Annotated in this window: 20 protein-coding genes; 7 read left to right on the top strand and 13 right to left on the bottom strand. The window is 52.3% G+C overall.

Annotation, left to right across the window (positions count from 1 at the left end; genetic code table 11):
• Positions 1 to 25: 25 nt before the first annotated feature.
• From RAL91_RS06660 to RAL91_RS06690, 7 genes are all read right to left on the bottom strand, one after another.
• Positions 26 to 610, bottom strand: coding sequence for a TadE/TadG family type IV pilus assembly protein (locus tag RAL91_RS06660; protein ID WP_306260786.1), 585 nt, complete (start codon positions 608 to 610; stop codon positions 26 to 28).
• Positions 611 to 621: 11 nt separating this feature from the next.
• Complete coding sequence (locus RAL91_RS06665; RefSeq protein ID WP_306260787.1) at positions 622 to 1083, bottom strand: TadE/TadG family type IV pilus assembly protein; 462 nt, start codon at positions 1081 to 1083, stop codon at positions 622 to 624.
• A complete protein-coding gene (locus tag RAL91_RS06670; protein ID WP_306260788.1) occupies positions 1080 to 2774 on the bottom strand; it encodes a Tad domain-containing protein in 1695 nt (564 codons plus the stop codon). The genes RAL91_RS06665 and RAL91_RS06670 overlap by 4 nt, the downstream gene beginning before the upstream one ends.
• Before the next feature lie 120 nt (positions 2775 to 2894).
• Positions 2895 to 3116, bottom strand: coding sequence for a hypothetical protein (locus RAL91_RS06675; protein WP_306263122.1), 222 nt, complete (start codon positions 3114 to 3116; stop codon positions 2895 to 2897).
• 58 nt (positions 3117 to 3174) lie between these two features.
• Positions 3175 to 4680 carry a type II and III secretion system protein family protein gene (locus tag RAL91_RS06680; RefSeq protein WP_306260790.1) on the bottom strand — a complete coding sequence of 502 codons (1506 nt, stop codon included), beginning with the start codon at positions 4678 to 4680 and terminating at the stop codon, positions 3175 to 3177.
• Positions 4681 to 4743: 63 nt separating this feature from the next.
• Positions 4744 to 5619, bottom strand: coding sequence for a Flp pilus assembly protein CpaB (gene cpaB / locus RAL91_RS06685; RefSeq protein WP_306260792.1), 876 nt, complete (start codon positions 5617 to 5619; stop codon positions 4744 to 4746).
• Between the two features lie 113 nt (positions 5620 to 5732).
• Positions 5733 to 5969 (bottom strand): hypothetical protein, encoded by a 237-nt coding sequence (locus RAL91_RS06690; protein WP_306260794.1) that lies wholly within the window; start codon positions 5967 to 5969, stop codon positions 5733 to 5735.
• A 306-nt stretch (positions 5970 to 6275) separates the two neighbouring features.
• Between RAL91_RS06690 and RAL91_RS06695 the strand changes: the two genes are divergently transcribed.
• Positions 6276 to 6791, top strand: a complete 516-nt coding sequence (locus RAL91_RS06695) for a prepilin peptidase (protein WP_306260796.1) — start codon at positions 6276 to 6278, stop codon at positions 6789 to 6791.
• A 25-nt stretch (positions 6792 to 6816) separates the two neighbouring features.
• On the opposite strand, the gene RAL91_RS06700 is transcribed toward RAL91_RS06695, so the two are convergent.
• Entirely contained in the window at positions 6817 to 7332 is a 516-nt protein-coding gene (locus tag RAL91_RS06700; RefSeq protein WP_371932528.1) for a tetratricopeptide repeat protein, read from the bottom strand.
• Between the two features lie 203 nt (positions 7333 to 7535).
• Here RAL91_RS06700 and RAL91_RS06705 point away from each other — a divergent pair, with 203 nt between their 5' ends.
• The gene (locus RAL91_RS06705) at positions 7536 to 8798 is read left to right on the top strand and encodes an AAA family ATPase (protein WP_306260798.1); all 1263 of its coding nucleotides are present in this window, start codon (positions 7536 to 7538) and stop codon (positions 8796 to 8798) included.
• 27 nt (positions 8799 to 8825) lie between these two features.
• Here the strand turns inward: RAL91_RS06705 and RAL91_RS06710 are convergent, their stop codons facing one another.
• From RAL91_RS06710 to RAL91_RS06730, 5 genes are all read right to left on the bottom strand, one after another.
• A complete protein-coding gene (locus RAL91_RS06710; RefSeq protein WP_306260800.1) occupies positions 8826 to 9350 on the bottom strand; it encodes an OsmC family protein in 525 nt (174 codons plus the stop codon).
• Positions 9351 to 9364: 14 nt separating this feature from the next.
• The gene (locus RAL91_RS06715; protein ID WP_306260802.1) at positions 9365 to 10600 is read right to left on the bottom strand and encodes an NAD(P)-binding domain-containing protein; all 1236 of its coding nucleotides are present in this window, start codon (positions 10598 to 10600) and stop codon (positions 9365 to 9367) included.
• Between the two features lie 27 nt (positions 10601 to 10627).
• Positions 10628 to 11197 (bottom strand): OsmC family protein, encoded by a 570-nt coding sequence (locus RAL91_RS06720; protein ID WP_306260804.1) that lies wholly within the window; start codon positions 11195 to 11197, stop codon positions 10628 to 10630.
• 109 nt (positions 11198 to 11306) lie between these two features.
• The gene (locus tag RAL91_RS06725) at positions 11307 to 12140 is read right to left on the bottom strand and encodes a class I SAM-dependent methyltransferase (protein ID WP_306260806.1); all 834 of its coding nucleotides are present in this window, start codon (positions 12138 to 12140) and stop codon (positions 11307 to 11309) included.
• A 35-nt stretch (positions 12141 to 12175) separates the two neighbouring features.
• Positions 12176 to 13003 (bottom strand): class I SAM-dependent methyltransferase, encoded by an 828-nt coding sequence (locus tag RAL91_RS06730; protein WP_306260807.1) that lies wholly within the window; start codon positions 13001 to 13003, stop codon positions 12176 to 12178.
• 269 nt (positions 13004 to 13272) lie between these two features.
• On the opposite strand from RAL91_RS06730, the gene RAL91_RS06735 reads away from it, so the two are divergent.
• The 5 genes from RAL91_RS06735 (at position 13273) to RAL91_RS06755 (ending at position 17828) form a co-directional block, all read left to right on the top strand.
• Entirely contained in the window at positions 13273 to 13683 is a 411-nt protein-coding gene (locus tag RAL91_RS06735) for an alkyl sulfatase C-terminal domain-containing protein (RefSeq protein ID WP_306260809.1), read from the top strand.
• 149 nt (positions 13684 to 13832) lie between these two features.
• Positions 13833 to 14471 (top strand): GntR family transcriptional regulator, encoded by a 639-nt coding sequence (locus RAL91_RS06740; RefSeq protein WP_306260811.1) that lies wholly within the window; start codon positions 13833 to 13835, stop codon positions 14469 to 14471.
• Between the two features lie 212 nt (positions 14472 to 14683).
• Positions 14684 to 15691, top strand: a complete 1008-nt coding sequence (locus RAL91_RS06745) for a tripartite tricarboxylate transporter substrate binding protein (RefSeq protein ID WP_306260813.1) — start codon at positions 14684 to 14686, stop codon at positions 15689 to 15691.
• Positions 15692 to 15812: 121 nt separating this feature from the next.
• Positions 15813 to 16310 (top strand): tripartite tricarboxylate transporter TctB family protein, encoded by a 498-nt coding sequence (locus RAL91_RS06750; protein WP_306260815.1) that lies wholly within the window; start codon positions 15813 to 15815, stop codon positions 16308 to 16310.
• A 6-nt stretch (positions 16311 to 16316) separates the two neighbouring features.
• The gene (locus tag RAL91_RS06755) at positions 16317 to 17828 is read left to right on the top strand and encodes a tripartite tricarboxylate transporter permease (protein WP_306260816.1); all 1512 of its coding nucleotides are present in this window, start codon (positions 16317 to 16319) and stop codon (positions 17826 to 17828) included.
• Positions 17829 to 17911 lie beyond the last annotated feature (83 nt).

A 17911-nucleotide genomic window follows, 5' to 3' on the forward strand; every position in this document is an offset into this window, starting at 1 on the left:
GCTGATCTCCAAAAACTTATCCATCCTAAGAGCACCCATCCGGGCAACTCTGCAGATCTTCAGATGTGGCTGTTACTGCAAAGGACGGAAAGGAAATATCTATCAGATCGAGGATGGCACTGGTGATCGGAAGATTGATGGCGTTGCGCGCAAGTTCCATCCGCACGCTGACAACCGGACCATCCGGACGCCCCTGATATCCCAGACCGTTCAACTGATATGTGACCGTGATGTCGTCCACCTGCAGCGCTGGAAAAAAAGCCTGCAGGCCCTGCCAGCTGCCGCTGCCGGAAACAATACGCTGCATGAGAGCTGCATTACAGGTGACGCCTGTGTTGGCACCGCAGGTCGAAACAGCCCCCGCATTGGGTGCTATCAGGCCTCCTGTCTGTGAATCGTCAAATGAAAAAACACTGTAAAAGTCCGGTGTAACCGGGTCAGAAACAATCAGTTTGCGGACACCCAACTGCATGGCCTTGGCACCCGTATTCCACTGATGAAGAAGAAAACCGAATTCAACGCAGGCTGCAACAGCCAGAACCATAATCGGAAAAATTATCACTCCCTCTGTCAAAGCGGTTCCGCTTTGCTGACTAAAGAATTTGCGCATACGTGCAGGCCTCACCATCCGATCACCCGCTGATTGTGCCAGGAAGTGATTGTTATTTCGTCAATTCCAAGAATTGAAAATAATGGCGAGTTAACAAGCTGATGGGTTGTCGATGCAGTTACAATTGTCTGGGTAGCTCCTGTTGCCTCGGAAAAGCTGATCGGGGAGCCTGCGGGAACCCAGTCTGGAACACGGGGATTTGCCAGTGCTGCAACTGATCCGTAATAGGCTAGATTTCGCGCCACGGTCTCGCAAATCGCGGTATCGTGACGACAGCGCGCCATGTAACGCGCGGCATCACGCAGGCCGGTTTCAATCTGCTCGCGTTGCCAGAAGAGAGATCCGAATTCAAGAACACCGACAGTGAGCAGAATCAGCACTGGCAAAGCCACCAGAGCTTCGGTCATGGCAGCACCATCGTCTGATGTCCGAAAGCGACGCACGCGGGTGTTTGGGAGAATAGCTCGTCTCATCGCACCAACGCAGCCTCTTCACGGAAGAAATCGCTTAATGTGCCCAAACCGTACGTTCCTGTGATGTCCACGATTTCCATGGCAATCGTGCGATCATTCCCCTGGGCGATGGCCGGCCGTGTTAGGAACATTCTCGCAAAGCCTTCGGCCGGGATGTTCGTCGCCGCGCCTTTCAGGTCATCTTCATATTCCTTGCAGTTCACGATGGCCGAGAAAATAATTCTGCGATCAGCCTCGGAAGTAACAGAGGGAGCCTGGCACTGGGCCACGCCGGTCTCACCATTGGGTGACGCATCGCCAACCAGATTGTTGTCAATCTCGTAATTATAGACGTCGTAGCGTGACGCATTGGTTCCATTAGGCAGATTTGGAAAACTTTGTGGAATGCTCACGGGAAGGGCAGGAGCCGAATATCCCGAGGTGTCGGGCGCACTGGCATAACCGCCATGGGCAATGTCCCAATAGGTCTCGATATCCCAGTCACTGCTGCCGGATATGGTTCCGCCACCCATATCGATCTCGGTGTCGCCTTCGGGAAACGCAAGTGACTCATAACTCGAGGAATTGTCTTCCGGATCGTAGCCCGTACAACTTGGTCCGCTATTGCCGCCGCCGTTACCGCCGCCGTTTCCCTTACCGTTTCCCTTACCGTTGCCGTTGCTCGTGCCTTGTGATTGACCGACGCGGACATTCACATCCGGAGCATAGGCCTGATTGGAAGAGGGGAATTTGCTGCCATTTGGATAGAATCCAAATCTGGTATTGATGCCATCGGTCACAGGACCGACATTAGCGCCGGGCTTGGTATCCAGTCCTGACTTGCGATAGCAACTGGGTGAACTGGTTGCCAGTGCCTGAGCCAGAGCGCTGGCACCATTGCCATCGACCCGCAGAAATCCGAAGTTTCCAGGCCCGGCTTGCCCGTTCTTCCCATAGCTCAAATTGAGCTGCCGACCATAAAGATTTCCCTGCCCGAAATTCTGCGCGAAGGTCGAACCGTTTGCCAGCGAATTGCCCTGATAGTCTTCGAATGGATTGCAGATGAAGATCGGCGTTATGTCGCAAACGACAGCTGAGTAGGTTGCCACAGCTTCCGCAGTAATCGAAACTGTGTCGTTTCCGATGCCGGGAAATTGAAAAATGGTACGAATGGAGCGCGGCGTTGCCACAACCCGAACGTATAAGGCGTTGTTTGATCTTGTTGCATCCGAAGCGCCCAAAACCTGGCAGTCGGTTCCATTGGAAGATGTGGCAGCGCAGGCGCCACTTCCAATCGCAGTGTCATCGGACGCCGGGATAGCGCCGAGAAATGAAACAGTCACATCGCTGGATGCACCATCGGCTGTTGTATAGGTGATATTGACCTTCGATCCCATACCCTGGGCGGTCCCGTTATCACCGAACCAGGCCTGATTGCTGTTCATCGCTGCAATCGCTGCCTGAGCGCGTTGAATGGCGTCATCATCTCCGTCCAGTTCTCTGGCTCCCGCCAAGGCCATTGCGTCGACTGCGTTTTGGAGATCGGTATGCAGATTGGCAACGCGAGAGCCATCGATGACAAACGCGGAGAGGGCAAGAACAAGCGGCAAGGCCACAAGTGTCATTGCCAACGCATAGCCTTTTTCGTCGGTCCGGAACTGGCCAACCAAATTTTCAGTCTTGTTTTGTTTTCTCTTCTTTCCGATGCCCATCGCGTATCACATCCTGATCCCGGCTCTTTCGTGACAGGTGATACAAAATATAGGCGAACTGTCAGGGATTGCTTAATTTTCAACGCATTGCAGCGTTTTTTTTGGCTGCGCCAATTGAATTCATTTAGACTTGGTTACTGAATACTCACCAGAATCGCCACAGGTGACAACATCAGGGTCACAGGGTATCAAATAGCGCTCCCGGGCCTGCTCGGTTTTTTCTGGTGACACATTGATTGTCGTGTCAAGCGCGGAAGCGGGAAATGGCTCTACGGTGTGAATTCCCATATTGGCTGCGCTTGCGTTGCCCGCACCCAGTGTAATGCTGTCGCGATTGTTCATATGATCTGCACACGCTGAAAGGCTGAGCACGCCGAGCAGAGTAATGGCTTGGAGAGGTCTATTTCCTGAGAACATATGCGTCCTCAAATTCAAGGTCGAGACGATGGCCAAATGGGCCGGTAACACCAGCACCTGATCTAAATTGCCGGATCATGTCTTTGTCGACTTCCATCAATCCAAGAAGAAATAATTCTGGATCATTCGACGGCCGTGTTTGATCCAGCGGAGAATGCAATTGTTCATTGGGTGCGGCAGGGCGCACCAGCCGGGGGGTCACTACAATGACGAGGTCGGTTTCCTGCTTCTGATAGCTTGTTGACCGAAACAAAGCGCCGAGAATGGGTAGATTGCCGAGCCAGGGAAGTTGCTCGATATCTCTTTGATTGACCACCTGCAGAAGACCGGCCATTGCAAAACTCTGGCCACTGCGCAGCTCCATCACTGCTTCGGCCTTGCGGGACGTGAATGCAGGAAAGCCGTTGACCTGCAAAGTACTATCCAGTTCACTGACTTCTGTCATGACACGGATATTGATTTTCGAATCTTCCAGAACAGTTGGCACGAACTGCAGAACCACACCGTAAGGTCGATAGGTGTATGACACCTGCCCATCGCTTACGCTTGAGGGGACAGGTATTTCTCCCCCGGCATGAAATTTGGCCGCTTCGCCGCTGATGGTCGTGATGTTTGGCTGCGCCAGCCGGCGGACCAGTCCTTTTTGCTCCAGAGCATCGATAATAACATCAATCCGGATCCCAGCGCTTTCCAACACATTGGCCACCAAAGTTCCAAATGCTGTGTTTCCCGACAGGATGCGGTTGGATGCCGCTGTGTTGTTTTCAAGATAGGTGCCGAGCGTACCGGTATCATCTGCATTAACGACTAATCCAGTGCCGCTGCCGAAAAGAGAGTTTTTGGTCGTGCTCTGAACTTTGACGCCCAGATCACGGCCGACAGAGCGCTTGGCTTCCAGAACGCGAACTTCCAGGGAAACCTGTTGCACGTCGGAAATGCTCAATGCGTTGATGACGGGCTTGCTGGAAAATTGCTGCGCTGCCTTGAGCGCGCGTGCCTGGTCTTTTCCGTTTGCAACTATTCCTGATAGCTGTATCTGATCGCCCTGAGTGGTGACCAGAATATCGGCATAAGGGACAACAGCCCTGACGGCTCGTTGAATCTCGCCCGCATTTCGTTCCACACGAACATCAACCACCCCAAGCAGGTTTTTGAATTCGTCATATATGGAGACATTGGTGAAGCCGGTTGACAGGCCCTGGATGTAGAATGACACGTTGGACAAAGGAACGGCGTCCACCACCGAAGGATCGCCAATGACCAGATCAGAGAAGCTCTGGTTTGTGATAACTGTGGTGGAGGTGCCAGGGCGAATGGTTGCGCTCGTCGCCTGCCGCTCATTCAGGGTGATGCGCAAATCCTGTGCATGCAGGGCTGTCGGGACAAAGATATGGGTGAGCGAAAGGCCGAATGCAACCGCAACAAGCCCTCTGCCTATACGACAACTACGAAGGCATCCATAGATGCAATCCTTGTCCAACCACTGCATTTTGATTAACAGCTCCGAATCCTTTACGCGCTGTTAAACAATTCGCATTCCTATGGTTAATAATTACTTAATCTCGCTGAGAACATTGTACTCCGTCCGCTCGGAATCACGATAGACTGCGACCGTGGTAGTGGTGGGTTTTCGTACAACCGTTTTTGGCTTCGGCTTTTCTGGCTTGGTCAATTCGGAACTGGTTGAACCATCCAGATCGTTGATGTTCACAGCAGTTATTGTCTCTCTGGCAGATGAACCCACATTGCGAAGTGCCAGAGAAAGGGTGCCAATGGATTGAGCCAGGGTCAGCTTTTGTGCCTCCGATGTTGACACTTCAAAGGTGATGGTTTTCACGACAGCAGGATTGTCAGCGCGGTCATCAGCCAGTTGATCAATAGCCAGAACTTTCACACCCTGCAGCAGGACATCTGTCGAGACACTGGCTGCAGCCGTTGCCGCGTTTTCAATCGTGCGTGTCAGCATGACGTCGACCCGATCACCGGGCAGAACGAACCCTGCAACACCAAACACATCATTGACCCTTATGGATACGGCTTTCATGCCGGGGCTTAAAGCTGCGGATAGTGTTGCACGTTGACCGGGTCCGGTAATTTTGCTGGTAAGCAGCGGTTCGCCGGTTTCCACAGCTGACATCACATATCGCGGTTCGCCGGTTTCGCCGATCACTTCGGCGACGGTGCGATAGGCACCTTTTGGCACTATGTCAGACGGCCAGTCGATCACCCGAAGGCTTCCTGGCTCAATAATTTTCCCGAACCGCAGCGGCTGTGCTGCCACCACTATCGTATTTTGCGGAATTGATTTAGTCGTATTGTCCGCCAGAAGGGCTGCCTGTTGGCTACGCAGATAGGTCTGTACACCTACAACCGCAGCAATCGCCAAAACGAAGGCGATCAGCAGGCTAAGCAGTGAAGATCTGTTCATAATGGTAACCACCCAAAGAGCAGCCGGTTAGACCGGCTGCTTTTTTTGTTGGATCCCGCGAATGCAGACAAATACAAATGTCACTGCATTCGCGGGATCAAGACTGTTCGGAATTAACCTTCGCCTTCACCTTCGCCTTCGCCTTCGCCTTCGCCGCCGCCGCCGCCTGCGCCGATGCCGTCCCAGAAGGTCGACCATGAGGTCCATGCACCTTCAAGGCTATCGCCAGCAAGGCCAACGGTCGCGATGACGCCACCAACAAGAAGGCCGAGGAGGATGAGATATTCCGTCAATGCGATGCCTTCTTCGTCGGCTGCAAATGCGCGGAGGTTTTTGGAAATGCTATTCATGTTACACCTTATATTTCTGTTGTACTCAAACATTAGGGCGACTGGATACGTCTTGGTTCAGTGCTTTCTGCCCGAAATAGCTGACAACGCGGGAACGCTGAAAACCAATTCCCTGAGAACGTATTTTGTCGGTTTCTACCTATGCGCCTAATATCCCTTCAGGAATGAACCCTAAGGATTGACTATTTCCAAAGACATAAGATTTCATTTATGCCATTTGGCATGGAAGAATTTCTCCATAGTCCATACGATAATCAGCAGAGGTATATTAGTCGTGATTCAGTTAGATAAAATTTTAGCTATCTCATGATTGGGGCTCTCGCGATGCTGGTCCTGGTGGCGACCGGCCTGAGTTTTCTGTATGCAGCATTCACGGATTTCAGGTCCTGGAAGATACACAATCAGACCGTTCTGACGCTCATCTTGCTGTTTGCACTTTATGCTGCCTGCAGGCCCTATGTGTTCGATAGCCGGTTTCCTCCAGTCGATCTGCTCAGTGCATTGGGTGCTGGTGCCCTGTTGTTTGCGACAGGATTTTTATTGTGGCAATTCAAGCTCTTAGGCGCTGGAGACGCAAAGTTGATGTTCCCGATTGGCCTGTTCCTGGGCTGGAATAGTCTGCTGACCTACGCGTTTTTTCTGATCGGCTTTGCGGTGATAGCAATGTTGTTGCTGCGCATACCGTTGCCCTATGGACTGTCCAGAACCTGGCCGGGCATGCGGTTGGATGAAATCAGAAGAACAGGAAAGGTTCCTTACGGCGTCGTCATGGTGGCCGCATTTTTTGCTATACTGTTTGTTAACTATAGACTTACAATTTAAAAAAAATTGTATGGAACAGCCTGAGTCAGCCCCGCTGGATGGTCGTGGTGCTATTGCGCAGCAACTCCAGATTGTTGGCTGTTGTTTCATTTGCGGGGTCAATCTCATAGGCTTTTAGAAAATAGCGTCGTGCCTGAACCAGATTTCCGCGCAGTAAGTAGGAATAACCAACATTGTTGAGGTATGCTGGCCGGTTTGGAATCATGGAAGACAGGCGCTGATAGGCCTGATCTGAATTGTCGAAGCGGGCCAGATGATCCGAAGACGCTGCATATCCAAGCCACGCCATTGGATCATTGGGGTAAACGGAGGCGGCTTTCTTGAAGAGCGAGTAGGATTTTCCGTAATTCCGTTCACGGAACTGCACCTTGCCTTCTTTTACCAACTGATCATTTGAGTAATAGGACGCATAAGCGAGATCATCAGAGGACACAGAGCTGTCGCCAAAAGATGACAGTTCACGGCTCACTGACGCGCAGCCCGCAAGCAGACTGACAATTGAGATTGTAATGAAAAATTTCGCAACCATGATTTGTACCATTCTCATAAGACACATCCATACTGGTATGGGTGGGAACAACCCCACAGGCCTACAGATTACGAGGGTACAAAATACAGGAAACGCCTCTTATGCTGTCATAATGCACAATAGTCCTTAACAGTCCCTAAACTCGGGGCTTACTTAGGCTTAAGGAATGATTGGGTACAACCTGCAATGTGCAAGACCTAGCAGGAGAATTGACTATGGCTATCACTGAGCCGGCAGCGCCAACCACCGTTCTTGAAACGGGCATCAAACGTGATTCCTTGATGCAACTGCTTGCCAAGACCCTGCTGGTGCATGGGGCACTGGCTCCATCGCAAATTGCGACAGAGATGAGACTGGCTCCGGGCGTAGTGGTTGAATTGCTGAAGGAGTTGCAGAAGCTTCAATATGTGGAATCGCGCGGGTTGGAAGGGCACGAAATGCGCTCTGAGGTTCGCTTTTCTCTGGGCGGTGCCGGTGTGCATTATGCCAATCGCGCCAATGTGCATTCCCAATATATCGGCTCCGCACCGGTCAGTCTGGAAGACTGGGTTTCCCAAATCCGCAATCAGTCCATTGCAAATGAACGCATAAGCCGGGAGGTTTTGCAAGACGCCCTGTCACATCTGATTCTTCCGGAAAATATTGTTTCGCTTGTTGGCCCAGCCATCAACTCTACCAGGTCAGTCCTCCTTTACGGCGAGCCGGGGAACGGAAAAACCAGCATTGCCGAGGCGATGGGCAAAGCGTTCCGGGATCTGATTTACATTCCTCATTGTGTTGAGGTTGGCGGACAGATCATCAACGTATTTGACCCGACATTGCACACACCGGAAGAAGAAGACTATCAGCCCAAGAGCCGCCAAACATTTGACCGGCGCTGGCGTCGTTGTCGCAGACCGTTCGCGCTGACGGGTGGAGAGCTGACGCTCGAGATGCTGGATTTGTCCTACAATCCGGATTCGCGCTATTACGAGGCACCCATTCATTTGAAGGCAATTGGCGGCGTGTTTGTCGTTGACGATTTCGGGCGCCAGCGCACCAATCCGCAGGCGGTGCTGAACCGATGGATTGTGCCTTTGGAACGACGCTACGATTTTCTGACCCTGCACACCGGCAAGAAATTTGCCGTTCCCTTTGACCAATTGGCGATTTTCTCTACAAATATTCCACCTGATGAACTGGCTGATGCCGGCGCATTGCGGCGTTTGCACTACAAGATAAATGTTCCCACGCCTTCAGCGGACGACTATCGGGTGATTTTCGAGGGCGCAGCAAAAAAAGCCGGATTGCCCTTTGACAGTGATGTATTTGAAGCATTCTTTGACCGTCACTACGCGAATGGAAAGGCGACCCCTGCCGGCCACCATCCCAAATACATCGTTGATTTCATCACATCCGTTTGTCGTTTCAAAAGCGAGGAACTGCGCATGGACGCTGATTTGCTGGATGGCGGTTGGAACAATCTGACTGTGAACTGACCATAGGTTGATGAGCAAACTGGTTGTTCAGCCGACTTCAAGCCGGGTCACAACACTTTGCGGATCACGCAAAGCCAGAAACCACGGGCCCATTTCCAGCACATTTTCAATCATATCTGACACCGTTTGAAGGCTGACATCCGTATCGACGCGAATGAGGATCCGTGTTTCAACTGGCGCGGCCGTTGAGTCTCCCAAACCAAAAATGGCGAGATCGTCGAAATCCGTCGTAACCGCGACATCAACTGTGCGCAATGAAATGCCGTCGCGCGCGGCTGCCATCTTTACGCCTATGGCCACACAGCCCGCAATCGCGGTTCTGGCATAAAATCCGGGCGAAGGTCCTGCAACTGTGCCCCCCATGCCATATCCCAAATCAGTCACAGCGGTGAATTTTCCTTCCCGAACAGTACATGCCAGACCGTCTCCCACACGGCCCTGTATTGTTATTTCGCTTCTGGCAGCGGACGGATCAGAAAGCATACGTTTGATTACCTTCCTGTGGGCCAGTTGGATCGCGTTATCTGCATCATTCGTCATGTGAGAGTTCATAATTACGTGTCCTTTCAGGCTGCATGTTGTGTGGCTCGTATTGTCAGGTGATCGGCCAACGCTTCTGCATCCCCGCCTACACCATCAATCAGCGCGGATTTTCTGCGTCTCAAAAACGGCAGGCCAAGCACATAGAGGCCAGGAGCGACAACACCCCGGCCATGTTGCAAACGGTCCTTTGAATCAAACACCGGAAGCTGCAGCCAACTGAAATCCGGCTGATAGCCTGTGGCCCAGACAATGGTACCGATCGATCCTGTATTGAGGTCACATTGCAGTTTCGGATTGCCGCCAACGCTGGTCGCTGCGTGCCGATGGGGCGCGGCAATATCTGCAAGATTGTGAGCGGTTGCCCAATCATCAAATCCATCGAGAAGGCGGTTCATTTTGAGATCAGAAAGCGTACATTGATTTGCCAGCGATCCGGAAAACAAAGCACGTCCATCCCGAATACCGGCAAGCCTGCCAACAATCTCCACGCCGTCAGCCTGAAGCGCATTCAAATCCATGATCGGACGCGTTTTGGAGCCGATCAACTGAAGGGATGGCACGCGCCTTGCGCGGTCAGGATCATCCACATCATCAAGACTCATATCCAGAACGCCGGTTCGGTCCATCCACCATTGAATATCGAACCCGCGATACTGGCGGGGCATCCGGATGTGTTGTCCGGCCGCAAGCATAACCTCATGGCCCGCTGCCTTTATTTCCGACGCCAGTTGGACACCGGTTGCTGATGCGCCAACCACCAATACACCGCCGGGTCCAAGCTGGCTGGAATTGCGATAAGTGAGCGGGGTTAGCTGCGTAATAGGGTTGGGAATGCTCTGCGCAAACTGTGGCAGGCGAACCTGCGCACATGCTCCGCTCGCAACCACCAGATTGTCGCAATACCAATTGCCTCGTGATGTCTGCACGCAATAGCCGGAGCCGTGTGCGGTCGCGGACAACACTGTGGTGCGGTCTTCTATGGGTGCCGTGATCTTCTGTGCATAGAATTGCAAATGGCTGACGATCTCCGGCATTGACATGAAGCCGTCCGGATCTGATCCGGCATAGGCAAAGCCGGGGAGGCGGTTTTGCCAGTTGGGTGTCAGTAATTTGAGGCTGTCCCAGCGTTCATGGCCCCAGGAATTTGCCACCTCGCCCCGCTCGATCACCACATGGGCAATCGAGCGGTCGGCAAGGCATTTGCTCATGGCGAGCCCGGCTTGACCGGCGCCAACAATGACGGTCGAAATCTGTTTCACGACACTCGCTCCTTCAGGCAGCCCGGATCAGGCTACGTCCACATGGACATTGGTTGGGTTGGTGATGAGGTCGAACACAGCCGAACGTTTTTGTGATTGGGCAACCAGAGCGCGGATATCAGCGTCGCTGGCATCCGCATCGATCTCAAACCGCACTCTTACGGCACCAAAACCATTGCGAATGTCCGGGTCCATTCCCAGAATGCCTCGAACATCCACATCCCCCTCAACAATGGCCTTGACGCCGCGCAGTTGAATGCCGCGATGCTGAGCAACTGCCGCGACACCGCCGGTCAGACAGCTTGCCAGTGCAGCAAGCACGATTTCAGGCGGGGTTGGCGCACTGTCTTTGGCGGCAAAAACCTCTGGGTGGTCAGACGCGATTTTGAAAGTATGCTTACGCTCATGATCCTGGCCAAGACCGAAATAACCATTGATGCTGTTGATGCTTTCGGTGCCATCCACCCAGTCGCAGGTGCTACGGAACGTAAAGGCAGCAGCCTCTGGCGTCTCGGCAAATGCGCCGCATGCGCCAATAAGAGCTTCTGTGTTCACGCCATTGTCGATGACGCCGTCATTTGTAATTGCATGTGTCATGTTATCGTTTCCTTTTAGGATTGGTTGTTTTGTCATTGGGTTTGGTTTGGATGGCAGTTTAATCAGCCACGGGGTTACGAGCCGTGATCAGCCAGGAAGAACTGTCCATCTACAGCCCTTCCGCATTTGTTTCGACTGTTCGGAACAGTTTGGTGAGTGCAGCCTCAACATCCGCACGTCGTTCTTCGCCAAGCGCACCGGCTTCGCGAAAAGTTTCTCCGGCAGGACCGATCGCCAATTGAAAGGCAATGGCCTCCTCGATCGTGCGGCCCACCATGACTTTGGCGTCAATGCGCTGAAAGGCGACATCGGCAAAGCCGGCAGATTTCATTTGCGCCCGTGTGGTTTCTTCATCGGCCATCGAAAACGGGCCGGGTCCGCAGGTTCGAGCGTCTTCACCTGGTTTTGGCAAGATGCTTTGCACAACATCACGAGCCGCAATCAGCCAGGGATTATCAGCACGTTGCCGCCACACGATATGGGCTATCCGACCACCAGATTTCATGGCGTTCCGCATGGTGCGCAATCCGCCGACCGGACTGGCAAAGAACATGGTTCCAAAGCGGGCAAACACGAAGTCAAACTGTCCTTCATCCAGCCCCGCTTCCACATCGCGTGAGACAAACCGGACATTGCTTGATCTGTTATATGCAGCGTGTTCTCCGGCATAATCCAGAAAGGCCTGGCAGCAATCAACGCCGATAACGTCACCGGATGGTGCAACCCGTTTGGCCAGCGCAACCGCTGTATCGCCGAAGCCGATATCCAGAATCCGGTCACCTTTCCGCACATCGAGCGCAGGAAGGGTTTCGGCGCTGTGCCGAGACAGCCCACCAACCAGAATATGGCGATAGCGGATGAATTTGGGGGCCAGAATTTCGTTCCAGAACTCCACGAGGGGCGATGCTTCAAGCGCCGCCATGTTTGGTGTATGTGCATTCATTTTCTTGTCTCCCTTTCCAACATCTCTGCGCGCAATCAGGCTTTGGTGATGATGATTTCGGCATATTCCGCCGGCGCATTCATCGACCCGTCTGTGGCGATATTGAATTCTGCTATCAGGGACAGAATGTCCGCTTCCAAAGCTGCCTGACCATTTGCATCCAGCGCCAGAAACGCTTTGTGCACAGGGCCGTAGAGTGCCCGGAACACATCGATAAAATGCGCCGGTGAGCGATAGCGGAAATTGAAATGCCGCTTTGTGAACCGTATGGTTGATGCGGTGGTGGCAAATGTTTCATCCAGCCAAGCCTGATCACCCCACAGGGCAGGGGATTGAACACCCGCTGGCGGCTCGACATGCCTGCCAAGGGTTTTGAACAAGCGCCCGATGAAGCTTGCGGGCGTCCAATTGGCCATGCCGATCTGCCCACGGCGCTTGCAGACCCGAACCAATTCACGCGCTGCCTGTTCCTGATTTGGCGTGAACATCACACCGAATGTGGAAACAACCGCATCGTATGAATTGTCATCAAAGGGCAGTGCTTCGGCATCAGCGACTTTGAAATCCACATCATGGCCTTCAGCCGTGGCACGGACCTTGCCGCTTTCCAACAGTGAAGCCACATAATCGGTTGAAGTTACATTGTGCCACCGACGGGCAAAGGCGAGGGTGGCATTGCCATTGCCCGCAGCCACATCAAGGACTTCAGCACCGGCTTTGTTGTCCATTGTTTCCGCCAGCGTTTCGCCGACGATCTGCAGTGTTGTTCCAACGACTGCATAGTTGCCAGACGCCCATGCCGCGTTCTGTCTTGACTTGATGGCCTCAAAATCGGTTTCGATGATCGTGTTGTGAATATTCATGATGTATCTCCGTTTTATCAATTGTTTCAGTTGTTTAAGGAAAATACATTTGATTGCTTGCCGATAAACAGACCAATAGACGGAGAGCTCGTGTGCAGATACTTCGCAGAGTGAAGTAAACCACTACAGAAATGAAAGTGACGCGCTACACGAAATGAAGTTACCGTGTTAAAATGCCTTATCCTTGGCCAGAAGCGATATGAATATTTCCCGACAGAAGCCTGCAAAGCGCTTTTGCCGCTCCTGATCTCTCTGATCTATCTGGGCGAGTGGGACCGGTCTGGGCCCGCCACACCATCCTGGATGCAGATTTCGATGTCGAGTTTCTGATGTTCTATCTGGAGCGCGCCGTTGACCCGTCAAAACTGATCGGAACCGAAATCGTGATTAAATTCCGCTTTTCCGATCTGACGGCACAGCGTGACTGGTGGCTTCTGATTGAAAGTGACAACACGCAAGTCTGTCTGAAAGACCCGGGCAAGGACATTAATGTCTATTTCGATTGCTCGGTTCGCACCATGCATGATGTCTGGATGGGAGACCGCACCTACAAGGACGCAATGAAAAGCGGTGATCTGTCTGTTCAGGGTGATGTGGCCTTAACCAGAAATATCCAGGCATGGCTCACGCCAGCCACATTTGCCGATTCAGAGCGGGCGCCCCTACCGGCTTACAGTTGATTCCAAACTCCAATGGTTTTGAAATTGGTCGATATGGTCTGTGACCTCGGCTGGCCGGTCCTGGAACAGCCGTTGCTACGTAATCTATATGTCCTATATAACGGGAAACGCCAGAACCTGCCTCCAGTAAAGTCGGCACCGCTATCTTTATGAAAAAAATCGATGCCTACATCAAATTCAAAGACTGCATTTTGTCCGGCCAACTTCGCCCAGGGCAGTTTGTGACGCAAAAAGAGCTTTGTGAGTTGATTGATGTTCCAATTGCGCCCGCCAGAGAGGCCATCCAGCGTCTTGAGCATGAAACACTGCTAAAAGTGTATCCAAAGCGCGGTATCCAGATATCCGGTGTCAGTCCAAAGCTCATCCGAAACGCTTACCAAGTTCGCGTGCTGATGGAGAAGGAAGGGCTGCGGATCTATCTCGAAAAAGCCCCGATTGCCGACATCGAAGCGATGCTGGAGAGATCCAAAGAAGTGTTGAGCCGACTGGAAAAGAGAGAACTGACAGCGGACGAGGTCCTCGAAATTGATACAGTAGATGACTCGTTCCACAACACCATCGTCGAATATCTCGATAATGAAATTCTGTCGCAGACATACCAGATAAATCAGGCGCGTATTCGCCTGATCCGTATGGGCAATCAAAGTACAGGTGATCGGAAGATACCTGCCATGCGGGAGCACGTCGATATTCTGACCGCCTGTAGTGAGCGTGATATCTCGCTGGCAACGGCGCTTCTGGAACGCCACCTGCAGCTTTCCCAACGCCGTGCATTAGACGGCTGCTAACCCCCCAAAACGCCGAATAAGCTCTGACTGCATTGGCCCCTTGTGATTTCCCGGCGGCGCTGAATTCCCAAGACAATTGGATTTCAGGCTGCAAGCACGACTTCATTTCCGTTTGATTGCCGGCCAAATTCTGTTATATATATGTAAAATGTAAGAAGAATTTATAAGAACATGCGGCTCAGAAACGCATAAATTCTACCAAGGAGGAAGAAATGAAATTTGCTTCAATATTAACGGCTATGGCTCTGCTGACGGGTGTCGTGTCAGTCCAGACAGCAGCAATAGCTGCAGATTTTCCGCAACGGCCTGTGCAGACAATATTTCCATGGGGGCCGGGGACAGCGATGGCTGCGGATCAGATTATTGCCGATGCAATTGGCAATGAACTGGGCGTTGCAGTGACACTTGTTTCCACGCCGGGAGCTGGGGGCACAAAGGCGTTCAAAACCGCAATGGCACGCCCGGCAGACGGATACACGATGATTTCAGGCTGGGTTGCTCCATTGGTCAGTGCGCCAGCAAGTGGCAAGGCCGATTGGACTTACAAGGACTTTACGCCGCTTCACTCTGGCGTGGCAGCTGCGTTTGCCATCGCCACGCGGGTTGATGACGACCGCTTTGCCAATTTCCAGGAAATGATGGACTATGGAAAAGCCAACCCTGGAAAACTGCGTTATTCATCTGGGACTGCAGGGAACCTGCCGCATAAAGTCATGGCCAAGGCTCTGAAAGCCTTCGGTGTTGTTGCACAGGTCGTGCCTTACAAGACCGACGGCGAAGCCCGCAAGGATCTCCAGTCTGGTGTGTTGGACTTCGTCTTTGTCAATCCGGGAGCCTACATGGCCGACAAGGATGGCTACACAATTGGCCTTGTTCTGTCAGAATTGCCTGCTGTCAAAGCATTGTTCGACGGGGCAGATAACGTTGAAGACATGGGCATAGACATCGGATTGACGGGGCTCGGTCCACTGGGCTGGACATGGTGGCTGGTCCATAAAGACACACCAACTGAACAGGTTGAAGTGTTGCAAAGTGCCATGAGCAAAGCCATGAAAAAGGATGCTGTCAAAGAAAAGCTGAGCGCCATTGGCTGGACACCGCTTGAATGGGATCATCAGCAATATGCTGAAATCGTTGGTTCAGTATCGACGCAGATTTCCGGTATGGGCGACGGTCTGCTTTGGGAAGAAGAACAGATCAAAAAGCTGCGCGCCCAATAGCGTTGCTGTTCTCTTGGAAATGGCTTTTTTTAAAGCTTGATCAAGCCATTTCCCATCGTGCGGCAGAAAACTTCACTTCTGCAGACGACTCACTTTTGAGGCAGGCGACAGGCAGCACAAGATGACATTCACCCGGCAACACGTGGAATGGCTTTCCCTGGTCCTGTTCCTGGCAATTGTAGCAATCGTCTTCCAACAGATCAGCACAGACCTGGTAAAACAGGGCATTGCTGAAGGTGATCCTTTCCACAACGCGGCCTTCTTTCCGCGTGCGGTTTGCATTCTTATAATCGCGGCTGTCCTGATCCGTGTGGTGACGTTAACGCTGCAAATGAGACAAGAGACAATTGTCGGCGATTCCGTTGCCGCGAAAGACTTGCGCCGGCCCTTTATGCTGATCTGCCTGTTCGGTTTGTATTTATTGTTTCTGGACTTGCTGGGCTACCATTTGGCAACCGCGCCGTTCATCGCCATTGCCATGATCACTTGCGGGGATAAGAAGCCGATCCCGACAATCCTCTATTCTGTTGCAGTTGCGTTGCTCATAGCGTTTCTGTTTGAAAAATATCTGAAAATTGTGCTGCCGGGCGGCATGTTCGCTATCAATATACCGTGGTGACGTTTCATGCTGATTGAATCCATCACCCAGGGCTTTGCTCTATTCGCAACGCCGCTCGTTTTCATACTCATCATACTCGGCATCGTATTTGGTTTGCTGGTGGGGGCTGTTCCTGGCTTGGGACCGCTCATGGGAATTGTTCTGATATTGCCTGTCGCAATCAATCTGCAGCCCATTACCGCCATGGCACTTTTGCTGGGCATTTACGTTGGCGGATCCTGCGGAGGTTCGATTTCTGCAATTTTGCTTAGAATTCCAGGAACTCCCCTCGCGGCAGCCACCTTGTTTGATGGCTATCCGCTTGCGCAAAAAGGGCGCGCCGCCGAAGCCGTTGGCGTTGCCATTTCTTCTTCGGCCCTCGGCGGCCTTATTGGCGGTGTCATTCTGATTACGTCGGCACCAATCCTTGCGATTTTTGCCCGGCAGTTCAGTCCGCCCGAGTTCACAATGCTTGCGATTACCGGGCTGGTCGCGATAGCATCTGTTTCCGAGGGCTCATTCCTCAAAGGCGTTCTGTCTGGGTGTTTGGGCTTGATACTGGCAACCATCGGAACCGATCAGATTTCGATGGGCTACCGCTTTACATTCGACAGCCATCACATGCTCAACGGTTTTCATCTGGTTTCCATCGTTGTCGGGATGTTCGCTATCTCAGAGATGGTTTTTCAGATGATGGGCAAAAACCTGACCGCCAAACCGAACATTCCAATCGTGCGTGCGGAGTTCAAATCGGTCCTGTCGGTTCTCAAAAATTGGAAAAATCTGATCAGATCGTCCTTGATCGGAACATTCTTTGGCATCCTGCCCGGGGCCGGCGGCGTCATCAGTTCATTTGCAGCATATGCAGTTGCCAAGAATGCCGCCAAACCTGACGAAAAATATGGAGAAGGTGAAGTTGGCGGTGTGATTGCAACCGAAAGCGCCAACAATGCCACCTGCGGAGGTGCGTTGGTTCCATCTTTGGCGTTGGGCATCCCAGGTGACCCCATCGCCGCCTTGCTGGTCGCAACGCTTCTCATATTCGGTTTTTATCCCGGGCCAACGCTTTTCGAGGATCAGCCCGAAATCGTTGGAGCCATTTTCATTGTCTATCTGGCATCGAATGTCGCTTTGCTGATATTGGGTGTCTTGCTGACCCCGCTTTTTGTTTATGCGTTGAGAATTCGCAAATCCAGATTGATCCCCGCAATTCTGGTGTTGTGCGTTGTTGGCACTTTTGCTCTTCAATCCTCAATCTTTGATCTGTGGGCAATGTTGGGATTTGGGTTGGTCGGGATCATTCTACGCATTGCCAACTATCCCTTGGCACCCATCGTTATTGGAACCATTCTTGGGCCCTTGCTGGAAAACAATCTCCGACGCTCTCTGCTCTTGTCAGATGAAGGCTATTGGATATTCCTTGATCGACCGGTCTCTGCCGTCCTGCTGGTAATCAATGTGCTTCTTTTGTCGTGGGTTGCCTGGAGCACAATTCGCAAAATCGGATCACCTGAAAGCAAGCAAGACGATCCTGCATGAACAATGCCAGCGACAAATGTGGGAGCAGAACGTGCAAAAACACGCCCCCAATTGTGTCCAGACCCCAGTGCTTGTCAGACCTT

It is taken from the genome of Pararhizobium sp. IMCC21322, from assembly GCF_030758295.1.
Classification (GTDB): domain Bacteria; phylum Pseudomonadota; class Alphaproteobacteria; order Rhizobiales.